The following is a 17,165-nucleotide window of genomic DNA, read 5'->3' on the forward strand; positions in this document are numbered from 1 at the left end:
GATGCCCGATATCCCCGAATATCTGTCCGACCTGGTGGATGTGGTGGTGCAGATCAAACGCACCGCCAGCGGCTACCGGCAGATCACCGACATCTGGGAAGTCCGGGACCGCCGCTACATCCTGCGCAACGGCAAGGAGGTGGCCGCATGACCCGCCTCCTCCTGCCCATCGTCTTCCTCGCCGGTCTGGCCCTGATCCTGGTCCAATGGCATGGGGCCAACGGGTTTCTGCCCCTGGATCCCCGCTGGTGGACCTGGCTGCTGACCACCATCCGCGTCACGGGCAGCCTGCCCGGCGAATTGCTCTATCCGGTCTGGTGGACGGGCGCCGGAAGCATCCTCACCATGGTCCTCGTCCTGGTCCTGTCCAGCCGCGCCGGGTCCTCCACGGTGACCGGAGGCCGGAACCAGGACGAGCTCCACGGGTCGGCCCAATGGGCCACCCGGTCGGATCTGGCCAAGGCGGAGCTGTTCACCAAGCGGGGTGTTGTCGTCGGCGGCTGGCCCGGACTTCTGGGCACCCGCACCCTGCGCCACGACGGCCCGGAACATGTGATGGCCTTCGCCCCGACCCGCTCCGGCAAGGGCGTCGGGTTGATCCTCCCGACCCTGCTGTCCTGGACCCATTCGGCCCTGATCCTCGACATCAAGGGCGAGAACCACGCCCTGACGGCGGGATGGCGGGCGTCCCGGGGACAGCGGATCCTCCGGTTCGAACCCACCGCAGAAACCGGCAGCATCCGCTTCAATCCCCTGGCCGAGGTCCGCACCGGCACCGGTCGCGACATCGCCGATTGCCAGAACATCGCCTCCATGATCGTCGATCCCGAAGGCAAGGGCCTGAAGGACTACTGGATGCAGGAGGGTTGGTCCTGGCTTTCGGTGATGATCCTCCACGTCCTCTACCGGATCCGGAAGGAGGACCGCCGCGTCGCCAACCTGTGCGACGTCCAGGCCTTCGCCTCGGCGGCGGCCAATGACGACGGAAACGAAGAGGGGGAAGCGGACGCCAGTTTTATCGCCCTGCTCCAGGACATGATGGACTACGACCATGGCGTCGATCATGTGAATCACGAGGTGCGCCGGGGGGCCTCACGCATGAAGATCAAGGCAACGCAGGAGCGCTCCGGGGTCCATTCCTCGGGTACCGTCCAACTCGGGCTTTATGGGGATCCGATTGTCGCCCGCAACGTGGAAACCTCGGACTTCCGCCTCTCCGACCTGATGAATGGGGAGGCCCCGGCCTCCCTCTATCTGGTCATCCAACCCTCGGACATTGACCGCCTGCGCCCCCTGGTGCGGGTGGTCCTCAACCTGTTCCTCCGACGCCTGACCGCTGAAATGGACTTCGAGGGCGGGCGGAGTGTGGCCCGGTACAAGCACCGCATGTTGTTGATGCTCGATGAGTTCACCAGCATCGGCAAGCTGGAGATCTTCGAGCAGTCCCTGGCCTTCATGGCCGGGTACGGGCTGAAGGCCTTCGTCATCGTCCAGGACCTCACCCAGCTCCAGAAGGCCTATGGGCGGGAGAACTCCATCATGGCCAACTGCCATCTGCGCCTGGCCTATGCCCCGAACACCATCGAAACGGCGAAAACCCTGTCGGACATGACCGGCAAGACCACGGTCGTTCAGCGCAAGCGCTCCCGCTCCGGCCGCCTGGGGGAGCTGGGCTCGGTCTCCGACAGCCTCCATGAGACCAGCCGCCCCCTGCTCACCGCCGACGAATGCATGCGCCTGCGCGGTCTGCGCAGGAACAGGCGGGGCAAAACCCTGCCCGGTGACATGCTGATTTTCGTCGCCGGATCGGCGCCGATCCTGGGGCGCCAGACCCTCTATTTCCAGAACAGCACGCTCCTGAAACGCGCCCGCATGGCGCCGCCCTCCGCCATCTCGACACCTGACATCGAGGAGACACCATGAAGACCTCCCACAGCCCTTCCACCCATCCCGTCGACCGCCATGTCGGACACCGCATCCAGCAGCGCCGCAAGAGCCTTGGCTTGACCCAAGCCCAATTGGCCGAGGCCCTGGGGATCTCCATGCAACAGGTGCAGAAATACGAGACGGCCTTCAACCGGATCAGCGCCAGCCGCCTCTACGAGCTCTCCCAAGCCCTGGCCGTCCCGGTCCGTTTCTTCTTCGAGGGGCTGCCCGACCCCGGAAAGCAAGACCCGGCCCGCCCAAGGGACCGCGATCCCCTCTTCCACCCCGAAGCCGTGGAGGTCCTCGACCTGTTCGTGGAACAACCCATGAACGTCCAGGCGGCCCTCCTGCGCCTTTTTCACAGCATGGATCCCACCAGAACCGGAGAACCCCGATGACCAACACCCCCCAGACCCCCGATACCGATAGCCCCCTTGACTCCGAGGAGATGAAGGTGGCCATCCGAACCATTGACCGATTGGCCGAAGACGGTCCTGTCGCTGTCGATCCGGACATCGCCGACGCCATGGGAGCCTTCGCCGACAACGCCCTCTCCCCCGAGGACGCCCTGGACAGCCTGTTCGACGGGGAGGATCCCGCCAATGGCTGACCAGAGCTATCGGAGCCAGGTGGCCGAGGACATGATCCGCCAGATCAAGGCGGGTACGACCCCCTGGCAAAAGCCCTGGACCCCCGGCCTTCTCCGCACCGGCCCCCATAACCCCAGCACGGACAAGTCCTATCGCGGCATGAACGCCTGGTGGTTGGAAATGCAAGGCCGGGCCGATCCCCGCTGGTTGACCTACCGCCAGGCCGCTGCCCTGGATGCCCAGGTGCGCAAGGGGGAGCAGGGGACAACCGTCGAATACTGGCAATGGAGCGAGGAAAAGCCCCTTCTCGACGCCCGTGGGAAAAAGATCCTGGGCGAGGACGGCAAGCCCAAAATGGTGTCCACCGAGTTGGACCGACCGCGCGTCTTCCACGCCCGGGTGTTCAACGCCGAACAGATTGACGGTCTCGCGCCCCTGAAGGTCCCCGAACCGACCTTCGAACCCGTGGCCGAGGCGGAGCGGATCCTGGCCGCCGGTGGCGTGCCCATCCACCACGACCAGAGCGACCGCGCCTATTACCACCCGTCGATGGACGCCATCCACCTGCCGCTCCAGGAGGCTTTCCCGACGGCCTACGCCTATTATGCCACGGCGCTGCACGAGCTGGGCCATGCCACCGGCCACCCCAAACGTCTGGACCGGACCTTCGGCCCCTTCGGCTCCCGAGACTATGCCGTTGAAGAGCTCCGGGCGGAGATGGCCAGCTTCATGGTGGCCACGGAACTGGGTCTGGGCCATTACCCGGAGCGCCACGCCAACTACGTGGAAGGCTGGCTGAAGGCCGTCTCGAACGACCACAACGTTCTGTTCCGGGCCGCCCGGGACGCCGAGCAAATCCGGACTTGGGTGATGGAGCCCGACCGGCGCCTGGCCCTGGAAAAGGGAGCGGATATGGACAAATCCCCTAAGCCGACCCTCTCTACGGAGGCCATCCCCACGGACATGAAGGCCCCCGAAAAGGAGCCCGGACAGCGCATTTATCTGGCCGTTCCCTTCGACGAGCGGGAACAGGCCAAGAAAATAGGCGCCAAGTGGGATCGGGCGGAGAAATCCTGGTATGTGCCCGAAGGCACCAAAGCCACCGCCTTCGCCCAATGGGAGAAAAAGGACAGAATCCAGGCCTCCTCCCTGGCTCCTGCAGAAACGGAAAGCCAGCGGGTACCGAACGCCGAGACGTATCAGGAGAAAGTCAAAGCGGCTTTGAAAGATACGCCTTACAGCCTGTTCTCCCAATATCTCACGGACGCGACAAGCGCCTATCTCGGCACAGAAATGCAATCCTGGGCGGACTTACCGCGCATATGGAGTGACGCGAAAATAGCCGAGGCCCACATCGACGCAATTCTGGATCGCGCAACCATCGCCGGAAATTGGCCGATCAAAGCGGCAGAGGTAATGGGTCTGGAGGGAGGTCGAAACGACCTGAGCCAACTCGCGCGTGACCTTCCCTTTCTTGATTGGGACAGTGATTTCAGCGACGACCGTCACGCGAGACAAAGAGCGCGCGAGAAAATCCAAAGTACCGAAAAGTCTTTCACTTCACTCGTCGCCATGGGTCCGAAACACGCAGAGTTGGCCTCGGTCCTCTGGGACAAGGTGGCCAGCGTGAACAGCCGCGCACCCGATGCGCGACCCGTGGGCTACGTCGCTCCGGAAGCGCGAAATCATCCGTTCGTCGCCAAACTGGCCGACGATCCCTTTGCAGCGGTCCTGGAGGCCAACGGCCTGGGCCAAGCGGTTACCCCCTCCATGGAACAACAGCCCGGGAAAGCGCCACAACCGCGCATTTATCTGGCCGTTCCCTTCGACGAGCGGACCCAAGCCAAGAAAATGGGCGCCAAGTGGGATCGGGCGGAGAAATCCTGGTATGTCCCCGAAGGCACCGAAGCCACCGCCTTCGCCCAATGGGAGAAAAAAAATATCACCCAGGCAACCGCTCCGGCCCCACTAAAGGCAGAGGACAAGGCGCCGGAACAGGTTCCCGCCAAGGCCCCGCGCACCTATCTGGCCGTGCCCTTCGAGGAAAAGGAAGCGGTCAAAAAGCGGGGTGCCAAATGGGATCGGACCCGGAAGTCCTGGTACGCTCCGGAGGGCGCCGACCTCGCCCCCTTCGAGCGCTGGCGCCTCAAGGAAGCGGCGCCGACCCCACCTCGGGGTATCGACCCCACGGACGAATTCGCCCAGGCCCTGAAGAAGGAAGGCCTCGTCCTGAAGGGGAAACCAGACATGGACGGCAAATGGCACCGCGTCCCCGTCATCGGCGACAAACAGGGATCCCTGAGCGGATCCTATCGGGGTTTCCTCGACGGCAAGCCCAATGGGTCGATCATGAACTACAAGAACGGCCAGGAAGCCGTGAAATGGATCTCGACGGGCACATCCCTTGACCCCAAAGAGCTGGAACGCCTGAAGGTCGAGGCGAACGCCCGTCAGGCGGCAAGAGAGGACGAACGGAAGGCCCTGAGCGCCGGGGCGGAAAAGCAAGCCCAATCCCTTTGGAACGACAGGGATCATGGTCCTATCCGCCAGGACCATCCCTATCTGCTCCGCAAGGACATCACCGCTTCCCCCACCATCGGGTCGAGCCGGGGTAACCTGTTGGTGCCCATGTACGATACCGAGGGCACCCTCCGGAACATCCAGGCCATCGACCCCAATGGGGAGAAGCGGTACATCAAGGGAGGGCGCAAAGCCGGATTGATGCATGTCATTGGAGGCGGAGAGGACCCCACCAAAGGGGATTTTTTCATCCTTGCCGAGGGCTACGCAACCAACAAATCCCTGCATGATGCCCTGGGTCTGCCCGTCGTCGTGGCCTTTGACGCACACAATCTCCAACCCGTGGCCGAGGCGCTCCGGAAGAAAAACCCCACGGCGACGCTCATCATCGCCGGGGATGACGATCACAGCCGGGACCGCAACGTGGGATTCGAGAATGCCCGGGTCGCGGCGGCAACCGTGGGCGGCGTCCACATCTCGCCCCGTTTCACCGAGGCGGAGGAAGCCCAGGGTCTCACCGACTACAACGACCTAGCGGGCGCCCGGGGCGAGAAGGCCTTCGCCCGGGATGTCCGGAAACAGGTGGACACCGCCCTCGGCGTCAAGAGCCAGGACAAAACCCGGACCGTGGCCGGGATGGCCATGTGACGCGCCTTCCGACCGGGACCGTTTCCCGGTCGGAAAAGACACCATCTCATCCGGAGCACCGACCCGATGACCAAATCACACGAACCCGATCCCCTCGCCTTTCCGGTCTTCGCCCTCCAGGCCGGAGAGACCCGCTTTTCCCTGGATACCCTGGAGCTGCTCCGCTGCCTGCGGGCCGCCGCCGACGAGGCCTACGTCGTCCCGCCCCTGCCCGCTGGCTGGTGGGACACCCTCCCCGCCCATCTGGTCGGGGAGAGTGTCGGCATTACCGACCAGGCGACCACTCTCACCAATCGGGCGACCGTGGAAGCCCTGGTGGAAGCAAGCTGCGACTATGCGGGCATTCACGTCTTCCTCGAGGTCCTGGTCGGTCAGGAGATCATTCCCATCGACTTCTCGACCTTTCTCACATGTCTGCGACTCACCGAAGCCCATGGCGGCTTTCCGCCATTGCAGGAGGAGTGGTGGCTTTCCGTCGCTCAACGCTATGATATCTGGACAGAAATCCATGGCCCCGAGAAACGGTGTCCTTGCATGGATACCAGCTCGGAGCGGACGTACCCGTTGTGACGGAGAGATCCAGGACACCCTCTGAACAGGATACCGGGCGGTGTACCCTGGACACCACCGCGACACTGGCGAACCCGCTCCGCCCCCTCTAAAATCACCGACACAAGGAACCACCCCCATGGGAGACACACCATGCCCAAGAGCTACCTGAGTGAAGACGACAAGGTCGGAATGACCCAGAACTGCATCTACCTCGCGGAATCCCAGGCTGCGGATCGCGCAGGAGACGTGCATGCCTCCTGGGCTTGGTTGGCCAAGGCGGAATTGCCGCCCCATGCCCTTCTCGGAGCCAAGCACCGCAATGGCGCCGACTGGATTCGAGAAAAGGGACTGAACACCAAACCGGCGGAAGAGGCCTATGGAAAAGACTGGCTCGATCGAGACATTTGAACGGCTGTTTCTTCGTGAAGACGGCTTCATGCGGGAGATCGGACGGACTCCTCCCGCCAAACAACTCCAGGAAGTCAGAAACGACCTCCTGACCGAAACAAAAAGGGTTGGCCGGAGCGGAAATCTGTCCCTCATTCTCGCTTCTGAGAAGGCGTTCCTCCAGAACGACCTGGACCGCCATTCCACCAGCCCCAGCATGGTCAGCAGTCTCAGGATCGCTCTGACAGAGATCACCGCCGCCGAAGCCCAATTGGAAAAGGTCCGCGACCCGGAGGCCTACAAATCCACGGACGCGGACTACAGTTTGCCCAAGAACCGTATCCATGGGCTCCCCAAGGACCAGGCCCGCCAGTTCTTCTCCTCCCATGCCACACGTCTGCTTAACCTCGACCGCTCGCGCCTGAGCCCCGAGGAAAAGCACCTCCTCGACCAACGCAAAGTCAACATGCGCGCCGCCACAGGTCTCTACGAGGCCCTCCAGCGCGACGCCCTGGGCTTGCCCCAAAAGGACCAGGGCAGATCCCGGAACAAAGGCATGGAACGCTAAGGAGGAGAGGCACATGGCCACCGAACGTCAAAGAACCCTGGTCTCCTTCACCGACGAGGAAATGGAACATGTCAACGCCCTGGCTAAACGCCTGAAGCTGTCCAAATCGGAGCTCATGCGCCGCCTCGTCCTCGGCCAACGCCTCCCGGAGGCCTCCGATTTCGTGGCATGGCAGGGGATCCGCGACGTCTTGAAGGTCAACGCCGACCTCGCCCGCCTGGGCAACCTCTTCAAGCTGGCCCTCGACGAACTCGAGGGCGGTGCCCTGACCGCCCGGCTCACCACCCTGGCCGGAGAGATCGCCGCCACCCAGAGAGAAGTGAAAGCAGCCGCCCGGGAGATCCGGAGCCTCGTCCAGCCCTCCCGCTCCTGATCCCCGATGATCGCCACGAAGCTCGCCAAGAAGAAAGACCTCCCAGACAACTACACCCGCCTCGGGGAATACATCGCCGCAGCTAAGGAGACGGGCGAGAAGCTCGACAAACTGTGGATCGTCAACTGCGACGCCGGTGAGACCCTGGAGGACCTGCCCACGGCCCTGGCCGAGGTCGAAGCGGTCCGCAAGATGCGGCCCGACATCAACAACAAGAGCTATCACCTCTCCCTCTCCTTCCGATCCGGCGACCGCGACCGCCTGACCGAGCAAGACCTGAAGGACATCGAAGCGGCCTTCGCCAAGGCGCTCGGTTTCGAGGATCACCAGCGCGTGGCCGGAACCCATATCAACACCGACAATTTCCACATGCATGTCGCCTACACCATGCTGCATCCGGAAACCCTGAAGATCCACCACCCCCATCAAGACTATAAGGCCCTGGAGAAGACGGCCCGGGCTATGGAAATCAAGTACGGCCTCCAGGTGGACCGGGGCATGTCCGACACCAGGGACCGGGCCAAGGGGAGCACCAAGGCCAGGGACTACGAGGCGCATACCTGGGAGCAATCCTTCCAGAACCATGTCCTTGAGCGCCGCGAGGACCTGCTCACGGTCTTCGGGGAGGCCGAGAATTGGCCGAGGCTCCACGAGTACCTGGCGGCCCACGGCATCACCCTGAAGCGCCGGGGCAACGGCCTGGTGCTGGCCGAAGCGGACGGCAAACAGACCATGAAAGCCAGCCTCCTTGCCCGGGAGACCTCTTTGGGCGCCCTGGAGAAGCGCCTGGGCACTTTCGAACCACCCAGGGACCCGGACAGCGAAAAAGAGAAGCCGCCCCCCCAGAGGCCAAAAAAACGAACCTATCGGCCCCGCCCCATCCTGCGGCACCCGGCAACAAGCCGCCTGTGGGGCAAATACCTGGACCAGAAACGGGCGATTCCCAAGCGGCCGTCCCTCGCGGCCCGGGCGGCACGGAACTGGAAGCAATTCCTCATGATGGAGGCCTACGGGGACCCGCTCGCCTTGGTCCTGGTCATGGCCCACAAGGAGATGATCGACACGCTCCTTGGCAACACTGGTCCGAAGTCAGCGGCCCGCAAGTCCACTCGCGAGCCATGGAAACCGCCCCCTGTCCCGGCTGGACTGCGCGAGGCCCTGGAGCACTGGAAAGCGTCCAGCACCTGGGCCAAGCCCGGGGATACCCCCTGGTTGGGGGTAAAAGGCCCCGTGGGGCGGGGATGCCGTTTGGACGACGGGGGAAATCTCCTTGTCCCTTTCCGCGATTCCGAAAACCGACTGCGCGGGGTGCGCGTTCTGTCTCCGACCGGCGTCTCCCTGGACATGGGAGACTCAACTCCAGGGATGCGCCATGTGATTGATCCGGACAACAGGCTGGAGCACGGAGGGTCGGTGATCCTCGCCACCGATTACGCCATGGCCACGGCCATCCGGGCGGCAACGGAACGACCGGTGATCGTGGTTCCGAACGAGGCCGCCCTCTCCGCCCTGGTGGACGAATTCCGGCGGACTCGTCCGGATCTGGAGCCTGTCATTGCCCGGGCCACGGAACCCCGTCTGGATCCACCAAGGACCGTTTCCAGAACCGAGGCCCTCGCCATGGGAGCCTTCGAGGAAGAGGCCCTGAGCATGGCCGATGTCAACGACGCGGACCTTCCGCCCAGGCAACATCTTCCCCGGGAGATGGACTGGAGCGAAGCCGCAGCCATGGGTGCCTTCGAGGACGACGCCCTGTCCCTCGAAGACGTTCTGACGGACCAGGAGCCACCCAAGCCCGGGATCGACCGTGGACCCTTCGGCGCGCCGGTCATCTCCCTGCCCGCCGACACCAAGCCCATGGAGATCCGCTCAGCCTTCGCCGATGCGCTCAAGGATCGCGCCCTGCTGACCTGGCGCGAGATCAAGGCCTGGGCCACGCCGGGCAACTCCCCATGGCTGAAGGCATCGAACATCCGGGGCTACGGGATCAAGATCACGGAAGCCGAAGAGGTGGCCATCCCCCTGAAGGACGCACAGGGTCGCCTGCGGGACGTTCTGCTGATCGATAAGGAGGGCAATCAGAAGCCCGTCCTCGGCGATCCGGACGGCCCGCCCCTCCGCCACCTCCTCGATCCGGAACGGCGCCTGGGTAAAGACCCCTTGGTGGTCGCCACCGACTACGCCTCGGCTGCCGCGATCCACCGCGCCACGCGCCTGCCGGTGATCCTCGCGGGCGATGCGGACCGCTGGGCCGAGGTCGCCGAGGAGCTCCGGGACCGCTATCCGGACGAGTGTCTGGTCATCGCCCTGGATGCCGACACCGGCCCACAGGCGGAGGCCCTGGCCCGCCGTCTCCGCGCTTCTGTCGTCCGCCCGGACCTGCCTCCGGAACAAACGCCCTTTCCGCCCCGGGCTCTCCGGGGCCGGGTCGTTGATCCGACGGAAGCCGCCGCCATGGGGGCTTTCGAGGACCACGCCCTCGGCATCGAGGACGCCCGGAGTAGCCTCGAAGGCCTCAATCCCGTGACAGGCACACCCATCCGCACCTTCGGTGACATGGCGGCTGCGGGCCTGTCGGAGCGGATCCGCGAGACCCTGGCACCGGAGGTGGACGACCGCGCCCTGATCGCCTGGAGCGGGGCCAAACCGGTGGAGAAGAACGACACCCACCCCTGGCTTGAGGGCCTCGCTCGGACGGCGCGACGGGACCTCCGCAGGACCGAGGGGAACCTGATCGTCCCCCTGCGGGACAGGGGAAAACACCTCTGGGCCGTCCAGGTCGTCAGGACCACCGGAGAGATCACCCTCCTCGGCCAGAGCGACCGACCGGGCATCCACCATGTTGTCGGCGACCGCGCGGGATTGAGGAAGGGACCACTGATCATAACAGCCGACCCCGTCTCGGCCCGGGTGCTTCATCAGGTGAGCGGACGGCCTGTCATCCTGGCGACGGCAGATGAAACCCTGAAGAGCGTCGCGGAAGCCTTCCGAGGCAGGGACAAGGACCGGAAGATCGTCATTGTGGCCACGGACAGACACATGGCCAGGCGCAACGAGAGCCTGATCCTCGCCGAAGCTGCGGCCAAGGCGGTCGGGGGCACCCTCCTGCGTCCCCCCCTGGACGACGACGCCCGGGCGAAGGGGTTCACGTCCTTCGGGGATCTGGCTGCAGTAGGCAAACACAAGGAGACCGGCAAGGCACTCAGGGCAGCGAACTTGACCATCCCACGACCACGTGGTCTCACACCAGAGTAGCCTCCTCCGGGCAGAACTTCGGCGGCAACCCACTTCTTGAAGCGCTTCGCCTGGGGCTTCCGACTGGTGAGAATGAGGGAATAGAGACCGGACTCGTTGATGATGGTGAAGGACTGGGCGCCCTGGCCGGGCTGACTGTCGGGATTACCGACAGTCGTCTTTTCATCGTCGTCCAGGCACCCAGACACCGGATGCGATCAGGACGAGCAACAGGAACCGCCAGGATATCGATATGCCGGACCGGTGAATCCCAACCATTCGGGAAAAGCGGCCACGAAACGCGAACAGCTGGTCCTTCAACGCACTCGCCGCGCCACGCTGTTCGGCCAGGTCTTGGTTGAAGGCGACCTTCTGATCCGCGAGGGACTGCTCCAGGTCGCGCATTCTCCGACGCAGCCCTTCCCGCTGGATCCGCGCCACGCTTTCCCGAACCCAGGCTGATCCGAATTCCGAGGGGGTATCAAAGACCTGGTCGCCAAATTTATCCAACAGGACAACGTCCATGTCGGGCCCCATCGTCGAGCTTCGACTGGAAAATGAATCGCCTTTGCAGAACATGCATTGCAATATTTGTCTCCTAAGATTTAATTTAAGTAAATATATTGCGTGGGATTAATGTTGTGTTGGCGACAATATGCAGGTGGAGAGGGAGGCTTAGGCGTAAGAAGTTAGCGGCAAGGGAAGGGCAGAGGAGAAGAGATTGAGTTCCGGTCCTCCCGATGCAAGACGCTTGAAAAATTGTGGGGGATGAAAACTATTGAGTTGTCGTCTAATTTCAGCCAGTGCAAATGTCAGATCCAGCTTCTCTACAGATGAGAATACAATTGCGTATGCTGTGTCCGCTTCTGCGTAATATGCATCAAACTCTTCCTTTGTAATCCCGCTCCGCTGTCCGTATTCGCGCCAGATCGCAGTCGGGGGGGCCGCGACGACGGTGTGGACGACGCCCAGTGCCTCAACGGATCCACGAGGAAGCGTACTGTAAATCCAGACGCGACAGCCATCGGCGAGTTTCAGCGGGCGCCGCCTCAGTTCAACGGACTTCACTCCGTGTAACATACTATCCACATGGCGGGGATGGACCGAAATCAGGATATCCTCGGCTTCAGTCATCAATTAAGTCCCTCCTTAACCACCTGAACTAGCTTATCAAACGAGACACTTTTTGCACTGACAAGATTGGATCCGTCGGCGCATCCCAACTGGCGCAACCGTTTCAGAGACACCGGGGATTTGAAAAGGAAAATGTTGTCGAAGGACGTTTCCGTCACTTCCTCGCCAACACTCCGCTGCTCAAGGGTTCGATCATCAAGAACACCGCGCAGTTTCACTTTGCCAAGTGCTTCCACTTTGCTGATCACTCTACTTTCGCTAATCCGAGCAAGGGCGATCACGCATCCCCGCCCATTTCCACCCTGAGATTCATAGAACAGTATTGGCGTCCCTGCGGTCATACGCCGAAGCGTATTCGGGGCGCTTATATAAACTCGCTCTCGTCGCAGGATCGCTTCTGGGGAAGCTAGCATCGAAAGCTGGGGGCTAGAGCCGAAAAGGTCGCGGGCATACTGTTCCTTAATAGGGACGATAACACCGCTCCGTCCGTGGAACAAGAAGAGAACAGGCGACAGTGCTCGCTCGATCCCGGCCAGTGACATTTCAACATTCCGCTGACCGGTGTTAATAAGTACGTGGGAATCGGTGGCTGTGAAGGTCGGCATGTGAATAGGTAATAATATGGCGGCGACAGAGTTGAGTGTTTGGCGAACCGATGTCCAGTTCTCAGCCGAAACTACACGCCCAACTGCAAGACGTTGCAGTTTTGATGTGCCGTCGAATGCGCCGTCAGGCGGTAGGAAGCCCATCGACAAGGCGGATTGGCGCGTCATCATATGACCTGATGGTATGTGCAGTCGAACGAGGGTTGGGGCAATGTCACTCAATTCGCGCGGGATGGCATCTAGCATGTGATCGATTATAGTGTCTGCCGCGTGGTGACCCTCATCGATGCACAAGTACACGTCGGCGGTACGTTTTAGGCCTCCATGCACTTCCCATTTGGCAAACCCTAGAGGGCTGCTTCCGTCCATTGCCAGTAACCATTGGGCGGGGCTTCCCTGGCAGGCCAGTGCTTCATGGACGAACGCAGCGTCTGTCCGCATCGTTTCTAAGAAAGTTCGGGCGCGGGCAAGATCGCTTTCGTGGTTTCGGCATGTACGGAGAGTGCCACTGGCAACGTTAGTGGTGGACGCCCTCGGAACACGAACACCCACGTCCACAATCCGAGCAAACTCTTCCACACCAATGACATCGATCCTGTGGGTGTCGTGGAGGTAGTGACTTGCGCGTAGGATGGCATTTTCGCTGGTAACGAACCCGGCTGCGCCGTGATGAATGGCGGTGGCGATGTGGACCAGGTCGGATGTGTCACGATCCGTGAGAGTTCCACGGGATGCGCGTTCTGGGAAGATTATGGGAGAGAGCTTCTTTACCAAGGATTGAACTGTCTTGTCGGGCGGCCTACTCAGAAAATCCAATTGGCTGGCGAATGCCAGTATCGGGTCATTCTTTGTGTCCGCAGACGTTCGAATCAGTTCTGCTGTGAATTCAGCTGCGACCATAAGACGGATGCTGTTGCTCAATCCAGCTCGGATGACCTTGGCCGCAGACGAAGAACGTGGCCGCTTACGAATGGTATCGAACAGGACGTTCAGATCAATCAGATATATTGGACGGTGGGAAAGGCGTTCGACTAAGCGCAAACTCTCATCGCGGGCGGGACCAAGCATGAAGCGAAAAAGCGAAGGAGTGTCCAGGTCCAGCACACGCACGTTGATCCGCCGGTTTCGTGTGCTTCCGCCAGCCCTAGTTCTGACTATTCGGAAGCCCATATGGGCCCAGACGTCGTTCGCAGCTAATTCGTCCGCTACACTGGCTTGGATGCTAAGCCACTGATTTGAGGTAAGACGTTCCTTCAGGTGTCCGATCAGGCGGCTAGCAATTCCGATCCCACGACAGTGCGCTGTTACGAAAAGTTGGAACACCTTTGCATGCGGATAGATGCCACCAAACATAAGGTGCCCAACATAGGTCTCCTCGCCGTTCTTGACCATTGTTGCCACCAGCATCTTTCCTGAAATGGCCAGGTCGTCGTAGACTTTTTGTGGTAGGAAACCTAACTCTTCCTTCGCACTATCTGCCCCTGCCTTCACGAATGGAATGAATGAATGGATATCCTCAAATTTTTCTTTTATTTCTATAGACATAGTCGATCTCAACTGTCTTTTTTCATTACAATTAAGCAACTCCAGATAAAGCCGATGGAGCACCGACCGTCATTCAGGCGTCCGTAAATGCGGACGACCGCATCGTCCTTCTTCCATGGCCGGACATCCGTTGCCAATCCCCATGGCGGTCGCGATTTCGGAAGGACAGGTCACGCGCAACTGACCAATCACCACGTCTGGCGTAAGGACGAACCCCTTCCCGTCGTTTGAAACAAGATCGACCTTCGGTCCCACTCGATTCACCAAATACACCCTTCCCTTTTATCCCGTTGAGCGTGCATAGCACGCGAATAAGGATGCCGTCCAGGATGGACGGCGCTGGGTGATATCACCCAGCATAACCTGCCACCAGTACGACAGAGGAAGTCTAATAAAGACTGAGAAAGATTGAGAAACACTGATAAACAATGATAATCAGTGAGAAACACTGAGAAACTCTGATAATGCAGCCTCTAAATACCTCAAACCCACTTAGCGTTTAACAAAAACTCTTCTTCAATACACACTCACCCCATTCCTTACTTCTTGATCCACCATATCGGACGGCGTACATCTTGATCTGTCCATTTTCTGTATGGAGAGACCCGATGAACGCCGTGATTTCCTTTGAATTCGACAGCTTACCCGTCCGAGGCCTCAACATCGGCGGAGAGCCCTGGTTCGTCGCCAAGGATCTGGCCGAGGTTCTGGGATACACCAATTCCCGAAAAGCCGTCGCCGACCACTGCAAATGCAGTCGCCCTGTAGGGAGTAACGAATTGTTACCCCCCCTGGATCCCCAAACGATCATCATCCCCGAGCGGGACATGTATCGCCTAATCATGCGCTCCAAACTGCCTGCGGCGGAGCGCATCGAGGAATGGGTGGTTGGCGAGGTCCTGCCCACCATCCGCAAGACCGGCGGCTATGGACACTCCCAGGCGGCTCCCGGAGACCAGATCCTCGTCTCCTGTGACATCGTCTCCCGGCATATCGCGCTCCTTGAGGAGAAAGCCGTCCAGGCGGGCAGAAGACGCCTTCAGGACCAACTCGCCGAATATCAGGTCCTGGTTCGCTCCCTCATCGAAGCGTCCTCCCTCTCCAACGAGGACATCGCCAAGACCCTGGAGAAACTCACCGGCAGCTACATGCCCGAATGGGTCGCTTGGCAGCGGCGTCTGACGAACGCAGAGGCAACCGCCTAGCCTCCCATCAGGGCTCTGCACCTAAAAAGCCTGGAATAGTTGTGTAACACCCCATAGGTTTTACACCCCTCCCCCTGCGACACCGTCCGGCGGGACCGACTTCACAGATCTCACCTTGGACATACCCTATGCTGGTCGCCCTCTACGCCCGCCATTCGACCGATAAGCAGCAAGGATCCGCCGAAGACCAGATCAGCCGATGCGCCAGGTTCTGTAAGCGGCAGGGGTACAGGGTGGTGGAGGCCTATCGGGACGAAGCCCTGTCCGGTGCTCATATGCTCAATCGACCCGGCATCCAAGCCCTGCTCACAGCGGCCATCGATGGCGACTTCGAGCGCGTGATCACCGAGGACCTGTCCCGCATCTCCCGCGATCAGGCCGATACCGCGACATTTTTCAAGAAACTCACCTTCATTGGTGTTGGCATCGAAACCGTGTCCGAAGGTATCATCGGGGAACTCCACATCGGGCTGAAGAGTACGATGAACGCCCTCTATCTGAAGGACCTCGCCGACAAGACCAGGCGCGGGCAGATCGCCGCAGTGCTGCGCGGCTCGATCCCCGGGGGCGTCACCTATGGCTATGACATCGTCCGGCGCTTCGATGAGAATGGAGAGCCCATTCGGGGCGCCCGCAGCATCAACGAAGCCGAGGCGGAGGTCGTCAAGGGGATCTTCAGCGACTACCTGGCGGGCGTCAGCCTCCGCAAGATCGTCGAGAACCTGAACAGCCTGGGCATCCCCGCACCGACTGGCGGCAAATGGTCCCCCACCACCCTGATCGGCTCGGCGGCGCGCGAGACCGGGCTGCTGCGGCAGACCATGTATATGGGGGTCATCACCTTCAACAAGATGGAGTTCCGCAAGCATCCGGATACGGGCAAGCGCCTGTCCATCCTTCGCCCCCGATCCGAATGGATCCAGGCCCCGGCGCCAGAACTGACCATCATCGATGAGGCGACCTTCCAGGCCGTCCAGGAGATGATTGTCGACCGGTCAAGCAAGCGGAGCGCGCTCATTCTCCAACGCAAGCAGGAAAGCGAGGCCGAGAGAGCCGCGCGCGAAGCCGAACGACAGAGAACCTGGAAATTGTCTCAGGCGCGGGGGCGCAAGACCATCCACACGGTCCTTTCAGGCAAACTCCGCTGTGCCGCACATGGCCACAGCATCACGGCGGCCCGGGAGCGGCGCTACAGTTGCCCGGAACCGGGGTGTGCGCTTCGTCAGATCCCCCGTGACGATCTCCTGGAGCAGGCCTTGAAGGCCCTGGGCAAGCTTTCCGGCCTGGCGATCTCCGGCCACTACGACACCGCCGAGATCCACGCGCGACGCGAGGCCTTTACCAAGGACATCGAGGCCCTCACCCCGAAGATCGAGGCCAAACGGGAAAAGGTGATGCAGGTCCTGGAAGCGATCGGTCCGACGGCCCGGACCGAAACCATCCGAAGCTTCCTTGAAGGCCAGGAAGAAGAGATCCGGAGACTGGGCTGGGAACAGGTCAAGCTCGAGCGCCAGCGGGATGCCCTGCAACCGAAACCTGGAATGATCAAGGCAGCCCTTCGAGTTTACAACCAGGCCCTGGCCGTGCTGCGCACCAATCCCGAGGACCGGCAGGCAACATCCCTCCTGCGCCAGACCATCGAGCAATTCGACGTCTCCGGAGGACGGGAGGCCCCCGACGTCACGGCCCGGTTCAATATCCCCGGCGTGATCCGGTTGCTGGACGAAATCGACCGGTAGGCCATCGGCGCGAATGCGTTGAAACTCTCATTCCCGATCCCGAAATACCAATGGTCCATACAACATGAACCGAACAACCTGATCGGGCTTTATCATATCCGAAGGCAGTCCAATCCGCCCCCTGAAATCCCGAATATCA

General features: G+C 61.3%; 14 protein-coding genes and 1 pseudogene. 11 read left to right on the forward strand and 4 right to left on the reverse strand.

What is annotated here, in order from left to right; all coding sequences use genetic code 11:
* Positions 1-147: 147 nt before the first annotated feature.
* The 9 genes from ACLIRY_RS25745 (at position 148) to traI (ending at position 10,819) form a co-directional block, all read left to right on the forward strand.
* The gene (locus tag ACLIRY_RS25745) at positions 148-1,923 is read left to right on the forward strand and encodes a type IV secretory system conjugative DNA transfer family protein (protein ID WP_413208290.1); all 1,776 of its coding nucleotides are present in this window, start codon (positions 148-150) and stop codon (positions 1,921-1,923) included.
* Positions 1,920-2,324 carry a helix-turn-helix domain-containing protein gene (locus ACLIRY_RS25750; protein WP_413208291.1) on the forward strand — a complete coding sequence of 135 codons (405 nt, stop codon included), beginning with the start codon at positions 1,920-1,922 and terminating at the stop codon, positions 2,322-2,324. Before ACLIRY_RS25745 ends, ACLIRY_RS25750 begins: the two co-directional genes overlap by 4 nt.
* Positions 2,321-2,536, forward strand: a complete 216-nt coding sequence (locus ACLIRY_RS25755; RefSeq protein ID WP_413208292.1) for a hypothetical protein — start codon at positions 2,321-2,323, stop codon at positions 2,534-2,536. Before ACLIRY_RS25750 ends, ACLIRY_RS25755 begins: the two co-directional genes overlap by 4 nt.
* Positions 2,529-5,684 (forward strand): DUF5710 domain-containing protein, encoded by a 3,156-nt coding sequence (locus ACLIRY_RS25760; RefSeq protein ID WP_413208293.1) that lies wholly within the window; start codon positions 2,529-2,531, stop codon positions 5,682-5,684. The genes ACLIRY_RS25755 and ACLIRY_RS25760 overlap by 8 nt, the downstream gene beginning before the upstream one ends.
* Before the next feature lie 66 nt (positions 5,685-5,750).
* A complete protein-coding gene (locus tag ACLIRY_RS25765) occupies positions 5,751-6,254 on the forward strand; it encodes a hypothetical protein (protein WP_413208294.1) in 504 nt (167 codons plus the stop codon).
* Between the two features lie 132 nt (positions 6,255-6,386).
* Complete coding sequence (locus ACLIRY_RS25770; protein WP_413208295.1) at positions 6,387-6,644, forward strand: hypothetical protein; 258 nt, start codon at positions 6,387-6,389, stop codon at positions 6,642-6,644.
* The gene (locus ACLIRY_RS25775; protein WP_413208296.1) at positions 6,613-7,191 is read left to right on the forward strand and encodes a hypothetical protein; all 579 of its coding nucleotides are present in this window, start codon (positions 6,613-6,615) and stop codon (positions 7,189-7,191) included. Before ACLIRY_RS25770 ends, ACLIRY_RS25775 begins: the two co-directional genes overlap by 32 nt.
* Before the next feature lie 13 nt (positions 7,192-7,204).
* Positions 7,205-7,564 (forward strand): plasmid mobilization protein, encoded by a 360-nt coding sequence (locus tag ACLIRY_RS25780; RefSeq protein WP_413208297.1) that lies wholly within the window; start codon positions 7,205-7,207, stop codon positions 7,562-7,564.
* A 6-nt stretch (positions 7,565-7,570) separates the two neighbouring features.
* Positions 7,571-10,819 (forward strand): TraI/MobA(P) family conjugative relaxase, encoded by a 3,249-nt coding sequence (gene traI, locus ACLIRY_RS25785; protein ID WP_413208298.1) that lies wholly within the window; start codon positions 7,571-7,573, stop codon positions 10,817-10,819.
* On the opposite strand, the pseudogene ACLIRY_RS25790 reads toward traI, so the two are convergent.
* The 4 genes and pseudogenes from ACLIRY_RS25790 to ACLIRY_RS25805 all read right to left on the reverse strand — a co-directional run.
* Positions 10,816-10,992: pseudogene (locus ACLIRY_RS25790) on the reverse strand (Bro-N domain-containing protein); the annotation flags it as partial. The gene traI and the pseudogene ACLIRY_RS25790 overlap by 4 nt on opposite strands.
* Positions 10,982-11,323: a hypothetical protein gene (locus ACLIRY_RS25795; protein ID WP_413208299.1), complete on the reverse strand. Its 342-nt coding sequence runs from the start codon at positions 11,321-11,323 to the stop codon at positions 10,982-10,984. The pseudogene ACLIRY_RS25790 and the gene ACLIRY_RS25795, both read right to left, overlap by 11 nt.
* A 150-nt stretch (positions 11,324-11,473) precedes the next feature.
* A complete protein-coding gene (locus ACLIRY_RS25800) occupies positions 11,474-11,932 on the reverse strand; it encodes a hypothetical protein (RefSeq protein WP_413208300.1) in 459 nt (152 codons plus the stop codon).
* Positions 11,932-14,082 (reverse strand): GNAT family N-acetyltransferase, encoded by a 2,151-nt coding sequence (locus tag ACLIRY_RS25805; RefSeq protein ID WP_413208301.1) that lies wholly within the window; start codon positions 14,080-14,082, stop codon positions 11,932-11,934. Before ACLIRY_RS25805 ends, ACLIRY_RS25800 begins: the two co-directional genes overlap by 1 nt.
* A gap of 608 nt (positions 14,083-14,690) precedes the next feature.
* Between ACLIRY_RS25805 and ACLIRY_RS25810 the strand changes: the two genes are divergently transcribed.
* Together ACLIRY_RS25810 and ACLIRY_RS25815 are read left to right on the forward strand one after the other, a co-directional pair.
* Positions 14,691-15,287 carry a Bro-N domain-containing protein gene (locus tag ACLIRY_RS25810; protein ID WP_413208302.1) on the forward strand — a complete coding sequence of 199 codons (597 nt, stop codon included), beginning with the start codon at positions 14,691-14,693 and terminating at the stop codon, positions 15,285-15,287.
* 128 nt (positions 15,288-15,415) lie between these two features.
* A complete protein-coding gene (locus tag ACLIRY_RS25815) occupies positions 15,416-17,026 on the forward strand; it encodes a recombinase family protein (protein ID WP_413208303.1) in 1,611 nt (536 codons plus the stop codon).
* Positions 17,027-17,165 lie beyond the last annotated feature (139 nt).

The sequence above is a fragment of the Rhodospirillum sp. A1_3_36 genome (genome assembly GCF_047263945.1).
Lineage (GTDB): Bacteria > Pseudomonadota > Alphaproteobacteria > Rhodospirillales > Rhodospirillaceae > Rhodospirillum.

Bases quoted from the DNA above. Each gene is read 5' to 3' on its own strand.
- ACLIRY_RS25760 (WP_413208293.1), top strand. From the start codon at position 2,529: ATGGCTGACCAGAGCTATCGGAGCCAGGTGGCCGAGGACATGATCCGC.
- ACLIRY_RS25775 (WP_413208296.1), top strand. From the start codon at position 6,613: ATGGAAAAGACTGGCTCGATCGAGACATTTGAACGGCTGTTTCTTCGT.
- ACLIRY_RS25805 (WP_413208301.1), bottom strand. From the start codon at position 14,082: ATGTCTATAGAAATAAAAGAAAAATTTGAGGATATCCATTCATTCATT.
- ACLIRY_RS25800 (WP_413208300.1), bottom strand. From the start codon at position 11,932: ATGACTGAAGCCGAGGATATCCTGATTTCGGTCCATCCCCGCCATGTG.
- ACLIRY_RS25755 (WP_413208292.1), top strand. From the start codon at position 2,321: ATGACCAACACCCCCCAGACCCCCGATACCGATAGCCCCCTTGACTCC.
- ACLIRY_RS25810 (WP_413208302.1), top strand. From the start codon at position 14,691: ATGAACGCCGTGATTTCCTTTGAATTCGACAGCTTACCCGTCCGAGGC.
- ACLIRY_RS25815 (WP_413208303.1), top strand. From the start codon at position 15,416: ATGCTGGTCGCCCTCTACGCCCGCCATTCGACCGATAAGCAGCAAGGA.
- ACLIRY_RS25795 (WP_413208299.1), bottom strand. From the start codon at position 11,323: ATGGACGTTGTCCTGTTGGATAAATTTGGCGACCAGGTCTTTGATACC.
- ACLIRY_RS25780 (WP_413208297.1), top strand. From the start codon at position 7,205: ATGGCCACCGAACGTCAAAGAACCCTGGTCTCCTTCACCGACGAGGAA.
- ACLIRY_RS25770 (WP_413208295.1), top strand. From the start codon at position 6,387: ATGCCCAAGAGCTACCTGAGTGAAGACGACAAGGTCGGAATGACCCAG.
- traI (WP_413208298.1), top strand. From the start codon at position 7,571: ATGATCGCCACGAAGCTCGCCAAGAAGAAAGACCTCCCAGACAACTAC.
- ACLIRY_RS25745 (WP_413208290.1), top strand. From the start codon at position 148: ATGACCCGCCTCCTCCTGCCCATCGTCTTCCTCGCCGGTCTGGCCCTG.
- ACLIRY_RS25765 (WP_413208294.1), top strand. From the start codon at position 5,751: ATGACCAAATCACACGAACCCGATCCCCTCGCCTTTCCGGTCTTCGCC.
- ACLIRY_RS25750 (WP_413208291.1), top strand. From the start codon at position 1,920: ATGAAGACCTCCCACAGCCCTTCCACCCATCCCGTCGACCGCCATGTC.